The sequence below is a fragment of the Streptomyces sp. SDT5-1 genome, assembly GCF_052245995.1.
GTDB lineage: Bacteria > Actinomycetota > Actinomycetes > Streptomycetales > Streptomycetaceae > Streptomyces.
On the sequence record NZ_CM125963.1, the window covers coordinates 614084 to 633025 of the forward strand.

Annotated in this window: 20 protein-coding genes; 5 read left to right on the top strand and 15 right to left on the bottom strand. The window is 67.1% G+C overall.

Annotated features, from left to right (window positions below; translation table 11 throughout):
• Nucleotides 1-12: 12 nt before the first annotated feature.
• Nucleotides 13-918 carry a LysR family transcriptional regulator gene (locus ACTWJ8_RS02870; RefSeq protein WP_443262729.1) on the top strand — a complete coding sequence of 302 codons (906 nt, stop codon included), beginning with the start codon at nucleotides 13-15 and terminating at the stop codon, nucleotides 916-918.
• 83 nt (nucleotides 919-1001) lie between these two features.
• On the opposite strand, the gene ACTWJ8_RS02875 is transcribed toward ACTWJ8_RS02870, so the two are convergent.
• From ACTWJ8_RS02875 to ACTWJ8_RS02885, 3 genes are all read right to left on the bottom strand, one after another.
• The gene (locus ACTWJ8_RS02875) at nucleotides 1002-2135 is read right to left on the bottom strand and encodes an NAD-dependent epimerase/dehydratase family protein (RefSeq protein WP_443262730.1); all 1134 of its coding nucleotides are present in this window, start codon (nucleotides 2133-2135) and stop codon (nucleotides 1002-1004) included.
• On the bottom strand, nucleotides 2092-4371 hold the full coding sequence (locus tag ACTWJ8_RS02880) for a hypothetical protein (RefSeq protein ID WP_443262731.1): 2280 nt from the start codon (nucleotides 4369-4371) through the stop codon (nucleotides 2092-2094). Before ACTWJ8_RS02880 ends, ACTWJ8_RS02875 begins: the two co-directional genes overlap by 44 nt.
• Before the next feature lie 185 nt (nucleotides 4372-4556).
• Nucleotides 4557-4946, bottom strand: a complete 390-nt coding sequence (locus ACTWJ8_RS02885; protein WP_443262732.1) for a hypothetical protein — start codon at nucleotides 4944-4946, stop codon at nucleotides 4557-4559.
• 128 nt (nucleotides 4947-5074) lie between these two features.
• Between ACTWJ8_RS02885 and ACTWJ8_RS02890 the strand changes: the two genes are divergently transcribed.
• A complete protein-coding gene (locus ACTWJ8_RS02890; RefSeq protein ID WP_443262733.1) occupies nucleotides 5075-5410 on the top strand; it encodes a hypothetical protein in 336 nt (111 codons plus the stop codon).
• Nucleotides 5411-5430: 20 nt separating this feature from the next.
• On the opposite strand, the gene ACTWJ8_RS02895 is transcribed toward ACTWJ8_RS02890, so the two are convergent.
• The 12 genes from ACTWJ8_RS02895 to ACTWJ8_RS02950 form a co-directional block, all read right to left on the bottom strand.
• Entirely contained in the window at nucleotides 5431-5940 is a 510-nt protein-coding gene (locus ACTWJ8_RS02895; protein WP_443262734.1) for a TadE family protein, read from the bottom strand.
• A complete protein-coding gene (locus ACTWJ8_RS02900; protein WP_443264788.1) occupies nucleotides 5937-6311 on the bottom strand; it encodes a TadE family protein in 375 nt (124 codons plus the stop codon). The genes ACTWJ8_RS02895 and ACTWJ8_RS02900 overlap by 4 nt, the downstream gene beginning before the upstream one ends.
• A gap of 41 nt (nucleotides 6312-6352) precedes the next feature.
• On the bottom strand, nucleotides 6353-6547 hold the full coding sequence (locus tag ACTWJ8_RS02905; protein WP_443262735.1) for a hypothetical protein: 195 nt from the start codon (nucleotides 6545-6547) through the stop codon (nucleotides 6353-6355).
• 33 nt (nucleotides 6548-6580) lie between these two features.
• A complete protein-coding gene (locus ACTWJ8_RS02910) occupies nucleotides 6581-7474 on the bottom strand; it encodes a type II secretion system F family protein (protein WP_443262736.1) in 894 nt (297 codons plus the stop codon).
• Nucleotides 7471-8121, bottom strand: coding sequence for a type II secretion system F family protein (locus tag ACTWJ8_RS02915; RefSeq protein ID WP_443262737.1), 651 nt, complete (start codon nucleotides 8119-8121; stop codon nucleotides 7471-7473). The genes ACTWJ8_RS02910 and ACTWJ8_RS02915 overlap by 4 nt, the downstream gene beginning before the upstream one ends.
• A gap of 266 nt (nucleotides 8122-8387) precedes the next feature.
• Entirely contained in the window at nucleotides 8388-9710 is a 1323-nt protein-coding gene (locus tag ACTWJ8_RS02920; RefSeq protein ID WP_443262738.1) for a CpaF family protein, read from the bottom strand.
• Between the two features lie 937 nt (nucleotides 9711-10647).
• Nucleotides 10648-11019, bottom strand: a complete 372-nt coding sequence (locus tag ACTWJ8_RS02925) for a hypothetical protein (protein WP_443262739.1) — start codon at nucleotides 11017-11019, stop codon at nucleotides 10648-10650.
• A gap of 1501 nt (nucleotides 11020-12520) precedes the next feature.
• A complete protein-coding gene (locus ACTWJ8_RS02930; RefSeq protein ID WP_443262740.1) occupies nucleotides 12521-13111 on the bottom strand; it encodes a hypothetical protein in 591 nt (196 codons plus the stop codon).
• Nucleotides 13112-13261: 150 nt separating this feature from the next.
• Nucleotides 13262-14473: an FAD-dependent oxidoreductase gene (locus tag ACTWJ8_RS02935; protein WP_443262742.1), complete on the bottom strand. Its 1212-nt coding sequence runs from the start codon at nucleotides 14471-14473 to the stop codon at nucleotides 13262-13264.
• A complete protein-coding gene (locus ACTWJ8_RS02940) occupies nucleotides 14473-15630 on the bottom strand; it encodes an MAB_1171c family putative transporter (protein WP_443262743.1) in 1158 nt (385 codons plus the stop codon). The genes ACTWJ8_RS02935 and ACTWJ8_RS02940 overlap by 1 nt, the downstream gene beginning before the upstream one ends.
• A gap of 5 nt (nucleotides 15631-15635) precedes the next feature.
• The gene (locus ACTWJ8_RS02945; RefSeq protein ID WP_443262744.1) at nucleotides 15636-16181 is read right to left on the bottom strand and encodes a hypothetical protein; all 546 of its coding nucleotides are present in this window, start codon (nucleotides 16179-16181) and stop codon (nucleotides 15636-15638) included.
• Nucleotides 16182-16289: 108 nt separating this feature from the next.
• Nucleotides 16290-16721, bottom strand: coding sequence for a helix-turn-helix domain-containing protein (locus tag ACTWJ8_RS02950; RefSeq protein WP_443262745.1), 432 nt, complete (start codon nucleotides 16719-16721; stop codon nucleotides 16290-16292).
• Nucleotides 16722-17084: 363 nt separating this feature from the next.
• Here ACTWJ8_RS02950 and ACTWJ8_RS02955 point away from each other — a divergent pair, with 363 nt between their 5' ends.
• From ACTWJ8_RS02955 to ACTWJ8_RS02965, 3 genes are all read left to right on the top strand, one after another.
• Nucleotides 17085-17981, top strand: a complete 897-nt coding sequence (locus ACTWJ8_RS02955) for a GGDEF domain-containing protein (RefSeq protein ID WP_443262746.1) — start codon at nucleotides 17085-17087, stop codon at nucleotides 17979-17981.
• Entirely contained in the window at nucleotides 17978-18403 is a 426-nt protein-coding gene (locus tag ACTWJ8_RS02960) for a hypothetical protein (protein WP_443262747.1), read from the top strand. The genes ACTWJ8_RS02955 and ACTWJ8_RS02960 overlap by 4 nt, the downstream gene beginning before the upstream one ends.
• A 147-nt stretch (nucleotides 18404-18550) precedes the next feature.
• The gene (locus ACTWJ8_RS02965) at nucleotides 18551-18928 is read left to right on the top strand and encodes a winged helix-turn-helix transcriptional regulator (RefSeq protein WP_443262749.1); all 378 of its coding nucleotides are present in this window, start codon (nucleotides 18551-18553) and stop codon (nucleotides 18926-18928) included.
• Nucleotides 18929-18942 lie beyond the last annotated feature (14 nt).

Below are 18942 nucleotides of genomic sequence, written 5' to 3' on the forward strand. Positions count from 1 at the left end.
CACCAACTCCGGTTGTTCGTGACGCTCTCGGACGAGATGCACTTTCGCCGCGCCGCATCCCGTTTGTTCATGACGCAATCGGCCCTCAGCCAGCAGATACGAGCGCTTGAACAGCGGGTCGGCCTGCAGCTGATCGACCGCACGACGCGCACGGTGACACTCACGCCCTCCGGAAAGGCGCTCCTCCCCGAGGCTCGTGCGGTGGCCAACGCGATGGACGGGCTGCACCGGACCGTGCGTGTCCGCACTCGGGAGGTCGAGGGACGAGTCGTCATCGGCACGCTCACCGCGGAGCCTGCGATGCCGCAGACCAGAGCCATCATCGAAGGAGTGCGAACCCACCACCCGAATGTGATCGTCGAGATGCGCAGCCTCAACTTCGCCAACCAGTACGAGGCTCTTACCAACGGCGAGGTGGATGTTGCCTTCCTGCGCCCGCCCGCGCCCGCGGGCATACGCGTGCAGCCACTTGCCGAGGAGCCGAGGGTCGTCTGCCTCCCGTCCGCCGACCCCTTGGTGGCCAAAGAGATCATCACCCTGGAAGACCTTTCGTCACGCTCGATGGTGACCATGCCCAGCAAGTCTCCGCGGGCCTGGCGAGACTTTTGGGCCATCAACCCGCGCCCTGACAGCACGCCCATCCACTTCGGTCCGCTCGCCGTCGACGTCGAGGAGGTTCTCGCGCAGGTCGCCCTCGGCAACGTCATCGGATTCCTGCCGGCCTCCGCGCGCGACTTCTATCCGCGTCCCGGCATCTGTTACCGAGACGTCGTCGATCTGCCGCCGTGCACTATGGCGCTCACCTGGTTCGCGCAGAACCACGACCACCCTGAAGTCAAGCTGATCCGCGACCTGGCGCGAAACGTGCTCCGATCCGGCATGTCAGCCGAGCCGCCCGACACAGCCCCGCACTCGTAAGACACCCATAGATCGATGGGCCCCTGACCGCGAACGCACGCGCACGTTGACACCCGTCTGGGGCTGGTCGGTCGCATCACGCCTTAGCGGGCAGCCACTTCGGCCAGGATCCGCGCCTCCTTCGCCGGGTCCAGTCCGTGCTCGTCCCAGCGAGGGTGCGACACGGGCTCGTTGCCGCCCCGGAGCCAGGCCCATGTGTCGATCACGGTTTCTTGCACCGGACGGGATGCAAGTCCGGCCCCCTGGGCGAGGCCAGTCTCCACAGCCCAGGTTCCGTGCGCGGTCCGCCACAGCGGAAGTTCGGTCCATTCGCGCACGCCGTGCTTTGCGAGGGTGTCGTCGTCGACCCACACCAGACGCCCGCGATCTCCTGTTACACGCATGCACGCCGTGAGGAGATCTTCCATGGTGTTCCGGCCCAGGGGCGCGGCCACGTTGAACGTCCCCGGCGGCGCGTCGAGCGCGAACGCTGCCAGATCCCGGACATCGACGGGTTGTACCGTCTGATCCGCCCGGCCCGGGGCCAGGACCGCTCCGCCTCGCTCCGCTCGACGCAGCCACCACGGCAGACGTCCCACATACTCGCCGGGGCCGAGGATGACTCCGGGACGGAGAATGCTCGCTCGATCCCCGAAGACGCTGAGCACCGCGTTCTCGCATCCTGCCTTCTGCATGCCGTAGTGGATCGTTGTGCCGAGCTCGGCCCCATAGCCGCGGTCGGCGTCGGCAGGAGCCTGGTAGGTCGGACTTGCTTCAGTGAGGCGCTCGTGCGGCCAACCCTTATAGGCGTTGACCGTGGACACATAGACGTAGTGCTGAGCGGCGCTGCCAAGTGCTCGTGCGCCATCGAGAACCTGCCTCGGTGACATCTCCGAGGCCGATGTGTCGACGACCAGGTCCCACGGCCCGTGCCCGGCAAGCCGCTCGAGGTGCTCACGGCGTGTCCGATCGCCGTGAACCGGCTGCACTCCGGGCGCATCCGGAGCGCTGCGACCGCGGTTGAACGTAGTCACCTCCCAGCCCCGTTCACAGGCAGCGTTCACGACTGCTCTGCCAAGGAACCACGTGCCGCCGAGTAGAAGGATGCGCATGTCGTTGATCCTGTCGAGCAGCAGCGCGACCCGCCAGACCGCTCCTCGTCGTACTTCGCTCGGAAGCTCGAGTTCATCCGCCTCAACGCCCAGCGCTTCCTCCGGACTTTTCCTGCCGCGAGCCACGGCGCTGAAGTGCCTCGAACGTCGCGATCGTCTCGCGGCTCGGTTCCTCATCCACTTCGGCGAGCACCGCGCCGAGAAGAGTCAGAGTGCGCGGGATCTCGGCCGGCAGACCGAGGCGTGCTTGTACGCGCGCGATGTCGCGGTAGATGGCCTCGTTGTAACGGTCGAGCTTCGTGGCCCGCTCCAGCAACGCAAGAGCCTTCGATGGGTCAGAGGTGCTCAGTGCACGAGTGAGGGTGGCTACTGCGTCGAGTACGTCCCTCCGCACTGCCTCGCGAGGCGCTTCGCACCACTCCGAGACGACGTCGCTCGCCAAGTCGCCCGTATAGAGGTCGATCCCACGATGCAGTGCCTCACGGCGCTTCTCTTCGCTCCTCGCCATGCCGGCCTCGGTCAGGGCATCCTGCAGCTCCCACAAGTCGACGGAGACCTTGCCGGGCTCCACGACGTATCGACCGTCCTGTCGTCGGACGACGTCTGCGAGCTCTCCACCTGTAAGCGTCCGCACCGTACGCCGGAACTGGCTGAGTGTGGCGTGGAAGCTGTTGTACGGGTGGTCGCTCGGCGCGTCGGGCCATATCGCGGCGGTGAGAGCTTCCCTTCGCGCACCGTCTCGGTGGAGGGCAAGGTACGCGAGGATCTCGCGCTGTTTCGGAGCGAGTGAGTGAGTGAGGTTCTTCGCTTCCGCATCGTGGCTCGGGCGATACGCCAGTTGTACCGGGCCCAGCACTGCGAGCGTGAACGCGCGCTCGCCCGGAGATCGCTTCGGACTCCGTGCCTCTGCGGCCGCCGATCCCTCGGGATTCGCTTCGCGAAGCAGGTCCAGGACGGCGCGTGCATCGGGAGCCGGGAGCGTGAACAGGCGGACGCCAGTGAGGTCTTCCTCGCCCGGCGAGCTGTCGGCCGAGACGATTCCGTCCTGCTCAACTTGAAGTGTTCGCCCCGAACGCCACTCCCCCAACAGCACGCCGGCCAGGCCGAACTGGGCGCCGTTCTCCAGGAGCGACTGCAGACGGCCTTCTGATTCCGTGGTGGGTTGAGCGACCAGAAGCAGATCGGCGTACATGGGCCTGTCGTTGGCCGGGCGGTTGTCCTCGTCCTGCTCCTGACGGACCCGGCTCAGGAGCTCTGCCTCCAGCACGTCCAAGGCTGCGCTCAGGTCTGCCACGATGCACAACCCTGGTGGCCGTGGGGACTCGGCGATTTCGTCCACGAGACCGAGCTTCTCGGCGGAGCCCGCAGGAATCAGCATCTCGAGTTGCCCGGACCCCGACTGCCCATCCTCTGCTGCGTGAGCGACAAGGAGAGCTCGAGCGGCATCCGACGCCCCGGCTCCGACCATGCCGAGGCCCCTGCTACGAACCGCGTGCCAGGCGACGCTTCGGCCGTCGTTCGGCCCGTGCGCTTCCTTCGTGAGCGGCGAGTCTGCCTCCAGGACTTCGCGGTCGCCGGCAACGCGCAGGGCACGGACCACCGGTGCCATTGTCAGGTCGTCGCGTTCACCACTGCCCGGCCGGTAACGCGCCCGCCGGCGCAGACGCACCGTGGCCGCGGCGGCGCCGATCAGCGCAGCCAGGCCGAGGCCGACGTAGGCTCCGGTCGCCAGCTCGAGCCCTGGCGCCGAGTGCCCCTCCGAATGAGGCGCGCTCGGCGACGGCGAGCCGGGAGGAGACGGTGTCGCCCGCGGCGGAGGGGGGCTGGGAGATGAGTCGTCGGGCCGCTGAGACGAAGCGTTGTCCGGCAGCTGCAGGATCCAACCCGGACGGATCAGATCAGGGTTACTCAGCGCCTCGCCGTCCGCTTGGGGCCGACCGCGGTTCAGCTTGTAGATCTCCGGCCATCGGCCGCCATCCCCCATGGATCTGACGGCGATCCTCCACAGGCTGTCGTGAACGCCGCCTTCCGGGGGACGCACCGTAGCCGTAACTACAGGATCAGCGCTCGAGAGCGCGGGCGCCGATTCGGGAGAGTAGGTGTGCCATGGCAGGCTCGACGATACGTGAACAGGGGCAGTTCGAGCTCCAGCAGCTTCGGCTCTGTTCAGCAACAACGCCGTGATGGCCGTTCCCACGAGCATGGTGGCGACCGCATGGACTGGGCCGTGCGAGGCACGAAGCTCTGGCCATGTGCGGCCCCTGATCACATCCATCGCAGTGCGGACGACGTCGACGACGAACGCGAACCACAGAACCCAGAGCACACACGCCAGCGTGTCGCGCAGGAAGCCGATACTCATCGGTGTGCCGACAGCCCTTCGGATCTCCTCCCACCTGGGGACGTGACTCGGCATCGGCCACCCGACGTAGTGCCACAACCCCCACGGAACTCCAGCGCCCAGCAGGAGCAGCCCTACTGCGGTCAGCAGTTCCCGGAGCGGCCGGCTCACCCTGCGTCGTCCCGACTCCCCCTCCAGTGGCGATCTCATGGGACCGCGATGCCGGAATTCCGTACTGGATGTGCTGACCCCGACGCCGACACGGTGAGGGACTGGATACCCACCACACGCAGCAGCTGGGTGGAGGAGCGTGCCGTGACGGTCACGGTGACCTCGTCCGCCGTGGCCACTGCGGTACCCGAGTCACCTGTTGCAGCGACGTGGCGCTCGGCGAGGGCTCTGGCCTGCTCCGGCAGCAGGCGGAGGGCGCCGTTCGCCCGGTAGGCGGTCAGGTCGAGGGCTTGCGCGCCTTGTCGTGCTGCTTCTTGGGCCTCACCGATGGCACGCGCCTTCGCCGCCAGTGCAAGGCCGCCGTCCAGGACGAGCCCTCCGAACATCAAGACTGCCACCGAGACCAGGACGACGAATACCGTCACCTGTCCACTGTCGCTCCGCGCCGCGTCCAACAGGCGCTTCGCAGATGCCGATGACCGGAGTATCACGTGGAGCCCCGTGCCCGATACGCCTTACATCCGACCGTGAAACCGTCGTCCACAATGACGGCATGACGCGCTTGTTCCGCAGTTACTGGGCCGAGGAAGACATCTGGTTCTACTTCGAGGTGGATGCTGACGGCTGGGTCGTTCGTCAGGTTGAGCTTCACGGGCCGCTCGGAAAACCTCTTGCTGCGGCGTCCTGGGCCGAAGAAGAAGCCGCCCAGCGGGCCGGAACCCTCGCAGACTACGAGGCAACGTTCGGTGGGACGGCCCAGGCTCCGGTTCATGAGTGGGACGATCACGATCCGCAGGTTCTCACCCTCGCCGAGTTCGAGACCGTCTGGGCCACGGCACGGGCGGCCTGCCAGGCGAGAGTTCATGCACGCTCCACTCGCGGAGCGTGACACCACGTGCCTTCGCGCGCTCACTGCTGAACACCAACGCTTCGGTTCGTAGTCCGAGACACTTCAGGTTTTGTGAACCCAAGAGTTGTCCCTCGATACACGTCGACCGGCGAGGTGAAGTCTGCGCTCAGATCGACACCGCCCGGCACACGGAGAAGTCCAAGGTCACTCAAGTCGACGCGGCAGGTTACAGAAGCCCGGGCGGCACCACCCGGCCGCACGCTGCCCGTGACTCGTACCGCGAGTTCCCGGCAAGTGACGCCCTCGTCTTGCAGCGCCTCGTCTGAGGTTTTCCGGGCGTGCGCTGCCGCCGCCGCGGCGGTGCGCTCGGAGCTCGCGGCTCTGGCCGCTTGGTGGGCGGCGTCCTCGATGCGCAGTCGGGCGTCGGTTGTCCGCCCGCACAGGACCAGGAACCACAGGGCCAGGATCAGTACGGGAACGGTCAGTACGAGTTCGACCGTCGCCGAGCCGGTCTCCTCTCGGGTTCGGCGCAACCGAAGGTCCACCGGGCGCGCTCCAGCGAGCTTCATCGAGCGCCTCCCCCGATGTCTGTCACGCGTTCTACAGGCCCGGACGACTGCGCTCGCACCGGCATCCTCAGGAAGGGGAGAACGGACCCAGCAGTGCCAGTCACCTGTACTTCGGCCGTGAGAGCCCCACGTGTCACGTCGATCTGTGCCCCGCGAAGGGGCCCTGGCCCCAACTGGCTCAGGATCCTGTCGCCTTCCAAACTCCCCGCCTGCTCGGTTCCGTGTTGAACACGGGTGGCTGCCAGTGCCTGGACGGCTGCTTCCTGGGCTATGTGGTTGGCATGGAGGTACACGGCAGCTTGGGCCAGGAACAGGACGACGGTGAACATCAGCGGCAGGACGAGAACCGTCTCGACAGTCCCGCCACCCACATCCAATCGACGTGAACCTGTCGGCCCTGTACGAATCGCGCCTACTTGAAGGTGACGCTGCGTGCTGCGGCCAAGATCTGCGGTCCGAACAATCCGGTCACCGTCAGGGCGAGCGCGGCGAGAAACGCGATCCAAATGACCTGTTCGGTTGTCATCCCGCCGACATCGTTCTTGATGGCTCGTCCGACATTGACGACGCGGTGTCGTAGCCACCGGAAGCAGGTTGTGGGTGACATGTCCGTGGCTCCTCAAGCGTGATCGAAGGGGGTTCACAGCGAGGCCTCGATTTGTACGAGGGCCGGGTAGAAGACGAACAGCACGAACCCGAAAGCCATCAGCATGCCGGGCAGTGCCATGCGCTCCGTCGCGGAATTGGCCCGTCCTTCGGCCTCCGCCGCATCTCGGCTGCGCAGCGCCCCGGCCTTGGCCGAGAGGGAAGAGCGGATCTTGGCTCCCTCGGCTCCGGCGAGCGTGAGGGTGGCCGCCAGCTCCGACAGCTCGCTCACGCCAACTTCGTCGCCGAGTTGCCCAAGGGCGGTCCAAGGGGAAGTGCGGGTCAGGCGTGCGGTGTTCAGTGCGCTGCGAATACTCTGGAACGGCCGGCCGTGGCCGACCTCCGCCGCGTCGGTCAGTGCACCCTCCACACCTGCACCTCCGGCGAGCAGGATGTGGATGAGGTTGAGGTAGGCGCTGAGCGCCTGGCGGAAGGCCGTTCGTCGGCGCTCGGCGGCTGTGCGCACGCCGGCATCCGGCAGGAGGAAGCCTCCGACCGCCAGAGTCAGTGCGCCGGCCAGCGGGACGGGCCACGGCAGAGGGCGACCTACGAGGGCAAGGAGCGCCGCCACGGCAGTCGGAGGACACAGCCCTGTGAGCGTCAGGGCCGCCTTCTCCCCCAGGTACGTCTCCACCGACCGCCCTACGGCAACCAGGTCTCGGCGCACCCCACTCGACGGCAGCCCAAGAGCGCTCAGCACAGGAGTGAAAGGAGCGCCCAGGCGTTCCACCCGCCCCTTGCGGAGCGTGGTGCGGCCGTCCGACGAAGCGGGAACGGCATGGAGCCGCGAGATCAGCTCACTCAGTGGAGGTGGAGGCGGGAACACCCAGAACGACAGGGCCCACAACCCGAGTCCGACACCCATGGCGAGCACCACGATGGCGATCATGTGACGGCCTTCCGTGCCTCGCCGCCCTTGAGGCGCGTCGGGTCTACGGAGAGTCCAGGCCCGGCCAGAATCCTTGCCGGTTGCTCGAGCCGTGCCATCCTCCCCAGCCACGTGAATGCCCCTGCGAACACCGTCCCGATCAGCATGAGGACCAACTGGCCGCGCCATGTGTCGTATGGGCTCAGGAACTCCGGGTTGAGCAGGACCAGTCCACCGGCGAAGGAGACCGTGGTGATCACGACCACACGGACGGTCGTACGTACCCGCGCTCGACCGGCATCGATCCGCTGGCGCATCTCGACGTGTGCACGGGCGGTGGCCGCCAATGCGTCTAGAACCGGCCCGAGTCGGCGGCCTTGCCGTTCGGAGGCGAGTATCAAGGAGGCGATGACCAAGTCGGCTGTGGCATCGTCCAGTTCATCCGCGAGGTGTCGCAGTGCGTCGGGGAGGCGTTGCCCCGCGGAGATGCGGACGGCGAGAGCTCTCACCTGTGGCCGCACTGCCTCCGGCGCGGTGTCTGCCGTCGCTATGATGGTCTGCTCGATACCTGCGGCGGCGGCAAGCGTGTCACGGAGCATCTCCGTCCAGCCGGCGATTCCTTCGACCCGGGCGACCTGCTGGCGTTGGGCAGCTGCCTGTCCCAGCATGCGCGGCAGACTCCACATGGCCGCCGCCGCCAACGCACCTCCGACCACCCACCCCGTCATGGCTCCACATGCCAAACCGGCGAGTACCGCGGCCGCCAGCCACCGCCCTCGATGCTCCCTACGCCATGGTGCATCAGACGACTGTGTAGGCGTGCCCCATGGGCCTGCCTGCGCGCTTCGCCTGGCTGCCCGCGCAAGCATGACGATCCCGGTGCCGCATCCGAGACCGAGGACACCGAACAGCGCTGCGTATCCGTGCATGACCTTCACCCCCACTCGGCCTGGTCGCTTCGTTCCAAGCAGTCGGGGTCGAATCCGGCGGCCGCCAGGTCATCGATCGTGTCTGCACGGAGCGGCGCTCCGGGCACGGCGCGCAGGTCCGGCCCTGGCCGGAAAACCTCGTTGGACACGATCTGTTGGTTGTCCGCGTCGACGATCTCGCGTACGGATGACACCACTCGCTTGGCTACGTCGTCACGTGGCTTGTCGAGGTGCACGACGAAGTCGAGCGCGGAGGCGACCAGCAGATTGGTGGCTTCCAAGGGAAGCCTCTCCGGTCCCTGAACCGCGTAGGCCGCCAGCTTGGTGAACGCGCCGCGGCTGGTGGAGGAATGCAGCGTAGCCATGGAGCCGTCGTTGCCCTGGCTCATGGCATTGCACATGGGGATGACTTCCGGTCCACGCACCTCGCCCACGATCACACGGTCCGGTGACATGCGCAGCGCCCAGCGCACCAGCTCCGCCTGACTTATGGCTCCCTGGCCCTCGATGTTCGGCTCACGTGCCTGCAAGGCAACAACGTCCGGGTGGGCCGTCATGTCGGTGTCCAGACCGAGTTCGAGCACGTCCTCTATGGTCACCAACCGCTCCCACGCCGGTATCTCCGCGGCGAGGGCGCGCAGCATCGTCGTCTTTCCCATCGCCGTACCTCCGGTGATGAGAACGTTCTTCCGGGCGCGGACCATCGCACTGAGGAAGGACTGCAGCGGTCGATCGAGCGTGCCGGTTTCTCGGAGCTGAGCAAGGCCGACGCGGCGGAAGCGGTGTCGCCTGATCGAGACCGATGGGCGTCTGGTGACCGTCATCACCGCGAACACTCGCTCTCCGCCCGGTAGCTGGAAACTCACACCCGGGCTGCCGCGGTCGAATCGGCGTTCCTCGACACCGGCGCGCGCCGCCAGATCGCGGATCAGGGCGATCAGCTCCGCATCCGACGTCACCACCGGACGAAATCGTTCGCGCCGGCCGTCGGAGAACCGAAGGAAGACGCGGTCGCCGTTGATGTTGATGTTCTCGATGTCCGGGTTGCGCAGCAGAGGTTCGAGCCCTCCGAGGCCCAGACACTCGGCCAGGACGGAGGCGATCAGCTGCTGCTCGATGTCCGGTGACACCACGTCTTCGCCTCGCCCGAGCTGGGTGCGCGTGTGCTCCTCGGCCACATCGACAAGGATCGACATGGCGTGCTGCCGTCGTTCGGCCTCGGACATCGGGGGGCGCCCGGACTCCTCGTCGACGCGAATATGTCCAGCCAGCCGATCAGGGAGTTCCTGACGCAGTCGGCGCCGCAGCAATTCGGCGACCGGGCCCATGTCGTCAATACGTGTGCCTGTCGGACCCCACGGCACACCGGGTTGCATCACCGCGGTACCTGGTGGGAGAGGTCGCGTGTGTTGAGGCCGTGGCTCATTGGTCGCACCCATCACAATCCTCCGCTCGGACCGGCCGCTGTGGCAGTGCGCGCCGCGGCAGTCACACGCTCGACGGCGTCAGAGGCCGCATGCTCCGTTGGTCGCCCCCTGACCGCTTTCGCGTCGAACGCGGGCGAGGCGACCGTAGCTGCGATCCGTGCCATCGCCCCTGCGAGCGGCGAGCGCATCGATGCTCGGTGTGGCCCCTTTCGCCCGCCCAGGAGGGCCGCTCCTCTCCGGTCTTCCGGCACGCGTCCGAGCACGTCGACTTGCAGAGCCTCTTCGATCACGCGGGTCCCGTGACCGTCACCGACCAGGAGCAGACACGTGGACGGCGCCCAGAGCGCTGTCTCGTCCCATCGGGCCGAGACATGCGACAGGGCGTCATCGTGGGCCCGCGCGACCAGCAGTACGACGTCCGCAGCTTTCATGATCTGCAAGGCGGGGGAATCCGGGTCGGCTCGTCCGCAGTCGGCCACCACCACGACGCCCGTCTGGTCAGCTGCCTTGCGCAAGGTGTTCACGGACAAGCTGGTGAGTTGCCGGAGAACTGCGCGCGCTTGGTCCGCCCCCGCTGGGCCGACCACCACGGGCAAACCACCAGGGAGTCGCTGGCTGTGCTCTCTCAGTACGACTGGCTTCTGCTTCCGCCGAGCCGCAGCCGTCAGAGTCACCAGCCCGGGCGCGAGGGCGAGACGAAACCGGGCGAGCAGGTCTCCCCCAGCCGGATCGCATTCCACCAATACGGGACGTTGCCCCGCGGGCAACCCTGCGGCCAAGGCGAGCGCGGCCGTCGTGACTCCTGGCGAACCCTTCAGACTGCACAGGGCTAAGAGCGTCATCCTCGGCCCCCGTTCACGATGACGACGGCGACATCTCCCTCGCGCGCGGTGGCGAGTTGCCGAGCGGCCTCGTTGTCCATCTGCAGGGAGGCCACAGTGGTCTCTTTGTTGGGCGGCGACTCCACAGCCATGACCGTGGCGTTCCAGGACGTGGACGTCTCGCTCGTCGGCTCGTCGCTGACTTCCTCCCGCGAAGTCATCACCACCATCACGAGGTTCCCCGCTCGCAGCCCCGGTGGGAACTGGCCCGCCTTGAGGCCGACTGCCGCGACGGCCGAGCCGGGAGGAGGCACCTTCGCGTCCCCGACCACGCTCTCGGTCAGCAGGGTCCCTGCGGGGAGGCTGTAGGCGACGGGACGGCCCTCCACCCTCGAACGAGCACCCGCCGGAACGACCCGAAGGCCGTTGCCTCTCGTGACGCTGACCTCACGCAGGTCTTGCGCTTGGAGTTCTTGGCCCACGGTCACCGGACGTACCAGCGCCAATGCCGATTCGCTGTCGCTGAGACGCGTACCGACGACCGTGCCTGCGGTCGCACACCCCACCACGAGGACGAGCCCGATCAGCAGATGCCGCGGGCGGCGCACTGTACGCAAAGCGGTCAGCCGCTCCGGCGGACGCCTGGTAGGCCGACCCTTCTGGTTTGGCCTGCTCCCCTTCTTTCGGCCTCCACTCCGCGCCGGGGAAGGTGCACCATGCCTCGCCGTCGAATGCGGGGAAACCCCTGATCCCACCATCTGCTTCCTCCCGGGGCATGTCTTCTCGGCACCGCGACTGCGCGGCGCCCGTGCAGGACTCGGTTGTCGTCTACAGCGCTGAATGCAGCGCAGGCACGGCAACCCCAACCCCGCACTCACCTGGTGTTCAGTGCCTGGCTCTCGGCCACATGCACCGCTGCACTCGACGTGGTCGTCAGGTCGGCAAACGTGCCAGTCCGGCCGGCGCCCTTCCAGGTGACCTTCCAGTGCACGGTCACCGAGAGGGCGAAGGCACGGTTCGGCCGATCCGCCGATGAGGTGCGGTAGGTGTGACCGCAGTCCGGGGACGACCGGCCCGCTGCGACCGATCCCGTATACGGTGTGCCGGGCCCTCGGCAGATGACCGAGTTACCGTCTCCGAGGGACCAGACGGCTCTCGCCGGCCGGGCCGTCGCGGTCACGGACACCCCAGGCACCGCGGCAGTCGCCGAGACACGACGCCAACCATCGTGAGCCAGCCACAACCATGTCGGCAGATTCACCAGCTGCTCACCATGCGGGTTCGTGGCCACCTTCGGCTCCGGGAGCCCGAGTTGGGCACGCGCCCGTCGTGCCAGGTCGATGGGCGCAGGCGCGGGAGCCACCGGGGCAACAGCGTCTCCTGCTTCCCTGTCCGGCATCCACACAGGCGGCCGGTAGAAGGCATCGCGAGTGCCGCCCTTCGTGCACCGGTACACGTACCAACCGCCATCCCTTTGTGGCGCGGAGGCCTTCTCAGCGGCCCCGAGTCCGCGCGTGAACGTCGCTTGCACGGCTCGGGACCGCTGCCTTCCCGCCGAGCGGGGATAGATGGCCGGTGCCACCTCCGGCGGGGGCTTGTAGTTGCTGCGCTCGTACGCACATGTGGCGAGGTTCGGGTCACGTGGCGCCGCCTTGCCGTCGCCCTTCCGCCCGTAGCTGTCGCCATCACCGGCGTTCGGACGCTTCCTGGGCTGGGAGTGCCGTGGAGCCTCAGTTCCACTGTCGCTCTTGCCGGCGCCGAGTTCGCAGCCCGGGTGGGGGTTCTGGGAGCAGTCCACGACTCCCCAACCGTCGTCGGCGAAGGCGGGCGCCGCTCCGCCGAGCACGAGGACGGCGCCGGCACCGGCACCGGCTACGAGAAGGGGTCGCTTCAACATGACCCGACCCTCTCCACGGCAAATCGCGTGACCTTCCAGGCCCCGTCGTCCTGCTTCTTCACCTCGGCGGTGATCGCCCGGCGCCCACCGGGCGTACTGTCCGCCAACTTGCCGGTGGTCTTCCGGTACTTCAGCCAGTGGGTGGAGTCACCACAGTCGGAGACCAACGCCACGACCGGCGCGGCGCGTGGAGTGAGACGGCTGACCGTGGGGTCGTTGCGTGGCGCGCCCCTTGTGACGAGGCCGTTTCGGTGGTCCGCGTACATGCCTCGCGTGATCGTGCCGAGGGCATCCCCGGTCGCGTGCCTTGCCAGCAGCGGCGACTTCCAGTCGGAGGTTCGTGCCGCGGCTGCTACGTCCTGCCACATGCCGAGGTATGCGGCTGTGGCCCGCCGTCTCGCAATGTCCGCGGGTGGCGGTCCATTGGAGGAGGCAGCGCTCGGCGTCCAGGCACTCGACCGCCCGCTGCTGCCGCTCGCGCCCCCGTGGTCGCCGGAGTCGGTGCAGCCGGCGACCACCAACAGCAACAGCGCGGCAGAGGTCCCGGAGCAGAGAGCGCGGCGCGACGCGTTCGTCCCGTTCATGGCCGGCACAACGGTCACCTCCCCCTCAGACGGAGATCAGATGGATCCGCCGACCACAGGCGACTCGGTCGGCGCTCCACTTCCTCTACTCCGCCTCAGCGCCCCGACTGCAAGGTGCGTACGCGTACGCACTTCAGAGTCGGTCCGCGTTCATTGCCGATCCTTTACCTCCAGCGGGCCGGTTGTCGCCTCCCAGTCGATGTGGTGTCTGGTCAACCATGGCCTCGCGTTCCGCGGCCCGTCCTTCAGAAGCCGCGACAGCATGAAGTCGCGCAGGAGGCGCTGAAGAGGTCCTGGAATCGCCCGCCGCTTCATGTTGGCGCTGGTTGCGACGAGCTCCTCCACTCGAGGCCGTCGTAGTTGCTCGAAGCGTGCGAAGGCAGCTTCCACCCCCGGGACATCGCGCAGGCACTTCGCGAGGACCACGCTGTCCTCCAGCGCCATGGCCGCCCCGTGCCCGGCGTTCGGCGCTGCGGCATGTGCGGCGTCCCCGATCACCAGCATGTGGTCCCTGTGCCAGACGGGCGTCGAGGAGATGTCGTACACGCTGATCCCCACCACGTCGTCCTCCGTGGAACGGATCAATTCGGTCGCGGTGCGGATGTCCCCCGACACCCGGTTCAGGGCCCTGCGCTTCCACTGTTCAGGCGTGACCGATCCGCGGTCGTCCGGTGTGGACGTGCTTCCGGGAGTGTTGATGAACCACCACGTGTCACCGCCCGGTGTCGTGACGTAGGCGAAGAAGGACCGCTTGCCGTACATCATGCGCATGGTCTCCGGAGAGGCGATCGCCGGTGCCTTGCTCGCGTAGCCACATACGGCGTCCTCGCCTGTGTAACGAGGGCGCGGAGCAGCTGGGTCGATAAGCCTTCGGACCACCGAGTGGATGCCATCAGCCCCCACCAGGAGGTCCCCTTCGGCCTCCGTTCCATCAGCGAATGTGGCCACGACCCGGTCGGCCGAGGTGCGCACCGCGGAGACCAGCCTCTTGCCCCCTTCCACCGGGATGCCACGTCGTCGCGCCTCGTCGGCGAGCAATCGGCAGAGTTCCGCACGCCGTAGTGTACGCGGAGCTTCCAGCCGCCCGAATCGGTCCTGGTCCAGGCGTGCGTCTCGCAGCCTCTTCCCTGTTCCCGTGGCGAATTCGAGTCTCGTGACGGCGAATGACCGCTCCGACACGAGCTGATGGGCGTCGATGGCGCGGAGTGCGTCCATGCCGTTGGCGAACAAGGAGAGGAATGCCCCTCGTTCGCTGAGGCCGTCGGGATGGGCCTCGTACACGGCGGACGTGATTCCGGCCTTCTTGAACGCCATCGCGGTCGTCGTGCCCGCGACGCCGCCACCGATGATCAGAGCGTGCATCAGTGTTCTCCGTTCGGGTCCGCGGTGCGGAGAGCGTCCGAGAGGACAATGAGCTCGCGGACGTCCGCTTCCAAGGTCGGTTCCATGGGCACAGCGACAGGCACAGCGGGTGCAGAGGACCGCTCACCGGATCGGTGAGCTCGAAGAGCGCTCCGCAGACGTTCTGAAAGTTCCGCGTTGCCGTCGCCAACGGCGACCGCGTCCTTCTCCGGCGGCGGGATGTACGGGCTGATGCGAACCAGGCCGTCACGGCACTCGATGGCCCGCCTGTAGTAGTAGCGGTGCACTGACCGGGGGTTGAGCCCACTGCGCCAGGCACTCATCGGAACACGCGGCAGTACGTTCTCCGGGAACAGTTCGTGCAGAGCCACCCACAGAGGCTTCAGTCGGCGGTAGTGCCGAAGATGGCGCACCCACACCCTCAAGGCGATCACACGCATCGCAGCGGCCGGATACGTGACTCCGGCCAGGAACAGGACCACACCAGGCAGCATCAGGAAGACAGCGGCAAACCACCCGAGGGAGGTCGAAGCGGCCCCGGCCGTGTCCAGGTTGTCGGGTGCGTCGTCGCCGCCGGCCCAGTGGAGTACGACCGCCACGATGTACAGGGTGTTGGCCAAGGCGAAGGCGACCATGCCGGTGGCCGCGATGCGCAGCCCGCGGCGCAGGCGAGGGCCCGCCCCGTGCGCGTAGCAACGGTTCCAGAACCAGGCCTTGGAGAACGCGAAGACGAGGTAGGCGTCCGCTGCTACGTAGAAGACGGCCACGCTCGTCACTCGGTGGTCACGTGTCCCGACGCCCTCCGGCGTGCTCAGGGCAGCCGCCACGAGAACGATGAACGTCAGGGCCAGGGGAATCCCGTACAGCCGCGCTCGCCGTCCAGCCTCGCGCCTGCCGAGAGCCGAGTAGAGGTAGAAGCAGATCAGGCCGTGCATGGAGGCGATGTCCAAGGAGTGTTCGATGAGGCGCGACACCATCGGTGGCGTACCGAAGAGCCCTGAGCCGGCATCTGCGGCTCTCCCGAAGGGGAAGGCCAGTGTCCACCCGATGATCAGGCCACAGAGCGACCAGAGGGCCCGGTCCTTGGGCGCCTTGCGCAGCCTCAGGACAGTCCATATGAGAACCAGCGGGGCCGCGATGCCGTACAGCGTGAGCATGCCCCTCATAGCCACCCCAACCGATCGCTCAGCGCCATGTCCATCCGCTGCGCCGCCGTCTGGTCCGGCACACCCGTGACTACGTGATCGAGGACGGACGCCCACTCCAGGATGATCGTGGCCACTGTCTCGGCCTCGCGTTCGTCTGCGCGGTCATAGGCCGACCGCCCCAGAGCACGCAGGACGCGGCCGTCGTCAAGGAACGCCGTGAGGCCTTTCCGGTCCCCCGGCTCGCCTCGTCCGAGACCCAGGGGCAGTTCGAACGGCAGGTGGTTCTCATGGCCGGCGAGAATGTGGCCGAGCTCGTGCAGGATGATGTGCCTTTGGTGCGCCGGACTGGTCTGCTGCTGGAAGACGATCAAGTCCGCCAGGTCGTGGTTGATCCACACTCCGTATGGGCCGGACACGGGAATGTCGTAGGGCACCAGTTTTAGGTCTCTTCCCCGCTGCTGCGCGAAACGACGGCACAGTTGCTCAACATCCAGAGGCGGCCTGATCTCCAGTTCGTTGAGTAATCGTCGGCAGCGTCTGCGTAAGTCGCGCTCGCTCATCGATCTCGAATTCCTCCATACCTACAGAGACTTCCGTGGCACACGGAATTGAACGGTCCGCCTGATACACCTGGTTCGACCGCGGCGCGGCTGCAGCAACAACGAATCTCAGTCGTCGGGCTGCGAGGTTCCCCGATTGTCGATCTGCTGCCCTTCGCCCGACTCTTCAAGGCGAATATCGATCAACACCCGTTCAACGATCTGCGTGACGACCGCCAACGACTCGGGGCTGAGCTCCAGAGCGCGGAGGGCCAGGTTTCTGACCTGCGGGTGATGACCCACCCGTGCCAGCGCGACCTCCTCCTCCGCCTGCCTCTGCGGAGCTGGATCGAGGAAATACGAAGCAGACACACCGAAGAACTGGGCCAGCGCGGTCAGCAGGTCAAGAGACGGGTTGCGCTTGGACCCGTTTCGCAAAGCGGAGAGGTACGCACCGCTCACCCGCAGCCCCGGCTGGATCCTCCGGAGCTCCGCGGCGACTTCGTCGTGCGTGTATCTGCGCCCCGTCGCCCCTTGCGGACGGATCTCATCGAAGAGCATCTCAAGCCTCTCGGCCAATGTCGGCCGCCCCGCAGCACCCGGCACAGATCATCCTCCCTGTACGCGAATCCCTACCAGCACCCCTTCAATTCGCCTTACCCAAGAACCAGTTGACAGAACGGTACTACCGCACTCTAGACTCGCATCCCACCGAATTCAACCAGGAGTTGCGCGGCAACTTCCAACGATCACCCAAGAGTTGTCAATTCGTGAATAACTGAAGCGCGAACAATCGCTTGGGGCCTGCTCACCAAAAAGATCCGTAAAAGGAGGGTCCCGCCTTCGCCGGCCGTAAAAATCGCCGATGCGGAACCTCGGCCCCACGGCGTGACCTCGTGCCGATGCCACGAGGGGACGATGACCATGGATCAGCATGCAACGCCGTTCCACGATTCAAGCCCCAATCCCTGCGCCGGGCCTCCGCCGTCTCAGCCACCGCCGAGCGACGGGCCCTCCGCAGCAGCCCCGGGTGCGGATGCCTACGAGCAACCCGGACGCTGCACCGTCTGCGGCGAGTCACTCGTCGACGCCGTCACCGGCGCGCTCTATCGGCACACTTGGGACCGACGCGCAGCCGCCACCGTGGCCGACGCCCGCCGCGACCGACGTTCCCTGGCCCTGATCCTCGCCGACGTCGACCGCTTCAAGGCGATCAACGACACGTACGGACACCCCGCCGGCGACGACATGTTGCATGCCATCTCGGAGGTGCTCCGCCGCGGCAGCGGTGACACCGGCATCGTAGGTCGCTACGGCGGCTGCGCGGGCGACGAGTTCCTCATACTGCTGCCCGACCTGGACCTCAACCGGACACTCTCGCTCGCCCTCCACATGCGGGACCAGGTCCGAGCTCTCGTCGTCAAAGTGCGCACCCAGCGCGGCGTGTTCACCACGCTGGCCGGACAGACCGTCTCCATGGGCATCGCGGTCGCCAGCAACCTGCCGCGCGGCGCCCTGTCCGACCTTCTGCTGGACTGCGACACCGCCCTGCGCCAGGCCAAGCGGAACGGCGGCGACCAGGTTCGCGTCGCGATCCCCCACCCCGACATTCCCACCGGCGGCATCGGACGACAGCCATGCAACGCCGGCGGCGACGGAGTCACCTACGACGTGGGGTACCGACTCATGCTGGCACCCCAGCACTGCCTCCCGCGCACAGCCGAACGGGAGTTGGCGCTTTCGCCCCTCGGCGTGGAGCACGTCTACGCGGTCCTCTCCACGCTCCTCAACCGCTGCACCGCACCCCTGGACACACCATGAAGACCTATCGGCAAGCCAACCTGCTCCACTCCACCGCCTGGGCCCCGGAAGAGGGCGCGCAGGCCATCCGCTCGGGAATCTGGTGGGAAGCCGTACGTGTCCCGGAGGTCCTGGGCGTGAACGTGGTCCGAGCCTTCCGAACCTTCTCCCCTGCTCGGCTCGGCCCTGTCATCGCCGACCTCGACATGAAGGTCCCCAGCGTCTACTTCCTCATGCCCCTCGACACGGCCGCGACCTGGGATGCCCCGGCGTCACGCGGTCTCGGCCACCACAGCTACATCGTCGTCCCCGCTCTGGCCACGACCAGTCCGCCCGGCCCATACTGGCTGGTCAGGCCCCAGGACGTCACCGGTCTGACTGACCCGCGCGCCTTACTCCGCTTCCTCCGCTGCGCGGCGCCGGACAACTCTGCGCCCGCGTGACGGGAACAGGCAGCCATGTGTCGCCGGTCGGGCACCAATCCCTCCCGCCGTACCTCGTTCGCCCGCTGGCGGGCCATACTGCAGGGCGCCACGTCGCGGGCGCAGGAGGCCGAGGTGCCCCCTTCCTCTGAACCACCTCCAGTATCGGTGGCCCACCGGTCTCGCTATGCGCTGCGTCTGCTGCGGCGTGAGTGGCTCGCGGACATCCTCGAAGTGCTCGCTGCCAACCCCCACCAGTACAGCGCACTGCTGGAGGAGGTACGCACGAACTGCTGCAACTCCGGGGACCCAGAGCATAATTCGGGCCGCCGCTATATCCAGGACTCGGTACTCAACCGCACGCTGGCCAAGATGCGGGAGCTCGGGCTGATCGAGAAGGACCGAGAGACGGATTTCCCGTACCACACGACATACCGCATCACCTCGGCCGGAGAAGACCTACTCGGCGCTCTCGTCCCCCTGATGCACTGGACGGAACGCCACGGGCCACCTCTGCCGCCGCCACCCAAAATCGACCAGGGGTGAGCGCCGACTTACCG

Coding starts and splice junctions, on each gene's coding strand:
- ACTWJ8_RS02915 (WP_443262737.1), bottom strand. CDS start 8,121: ATGCTGGGACAGGCAGCTGCCCAACGCCAGCAGGTCGCCCGGGTCGAA.
- ACTWJ8_RS02945 (WP_443262744.1), bottom strand. CDS start 16,181: ATGAGCGAGCGCGACTTACGCAGACGCTGCCGACGATTACTCAACGAA.
- ACTWJ8_RS02905 (WP_443262735.1), bottom strand. CDS start 6,547: ATGTCACCCACAACCTGCTTCCGGTGGCTACGACACCGCGTCGTCAAT.
- ACTWJ8_RS02920 (WP_443262738.1), bottom strand. CDS start 9,710: ATGGGCCCGGTCGCCGAATTGCTGCGGCGCCGACTGCGTCAGGAACTC.
- ACTWJ8_RS02880 (WP_443262731.1), bottom strand. CDS start 4,371: ATGAGTATCGGCTTCCTGCGCGACACGCTGGCGTGTGTGCTCTGGGTT.
- ACTWJ8_RS02950 (WP_443262745.1), bottom strand. CDS start 16,721: ATGCTCTTCGATGAGATCCGTCCGCAAGGGGCGACGGGGCGCAGATAC.
- ACTWJ8_RS02955 (WP_443262746.1), top strand. CDS start 17,085: ATGGATCAGCATGCAACGCCGTTCCACGATTCAAGCCCCAATCCCTGC.
- ACTWJ8_RS02910 (WP_443262736.1), bottom strand. CDS start 7,474: ATGATCGCCATCGTGGTGCTCGCCATGGGTGTCGGACTCGGGTTGTGG.
- ACTWJ8_RS02940 (WP_443262743.1), bottom strand. CDS start 15,630: ATGCTCACGCTGTACGGCATCGCGGCCCCGCTGGTTCTCATATGGACT.
- ACTWJ8_RS02895 (WP_443262734.1), bottom strand. CDS start 5,940: ATGAAGCTCGCTGGAGCGCGCCCGGTGGACCTTCGGTTGCGCCGAACC.
- ACTWJ8_RS02935 (WP_443262742.1), bottom strand. CDS start 14,473: ATGCACGCTCTGATCATCGGTGGCGGCGTCGCGGGCACGACGACCGCG.
- ACTWJ8_RS02960 (WP_443262747.1), top strand. CDS start 17,978: ATGAAGACCTATCGGCAAGCCAACCTGCTCCACTCCACCGCCTGGGCC.
- ACTWJ8_RS02890 (WP_443262733.1), top strand. CDS start 5,075: ATGACGCGCTTGTTCCGCAGTTACTGGGCCGAGGAAGACATCTGGTTC.
- ACTWJ8_RS02930 (WP_443262740.1), bottom strand. CDS start 13,111: ATGAACGGGACGAACGCGTCGCGCCGCGCTCTCTGCTCCGGGACCTCT.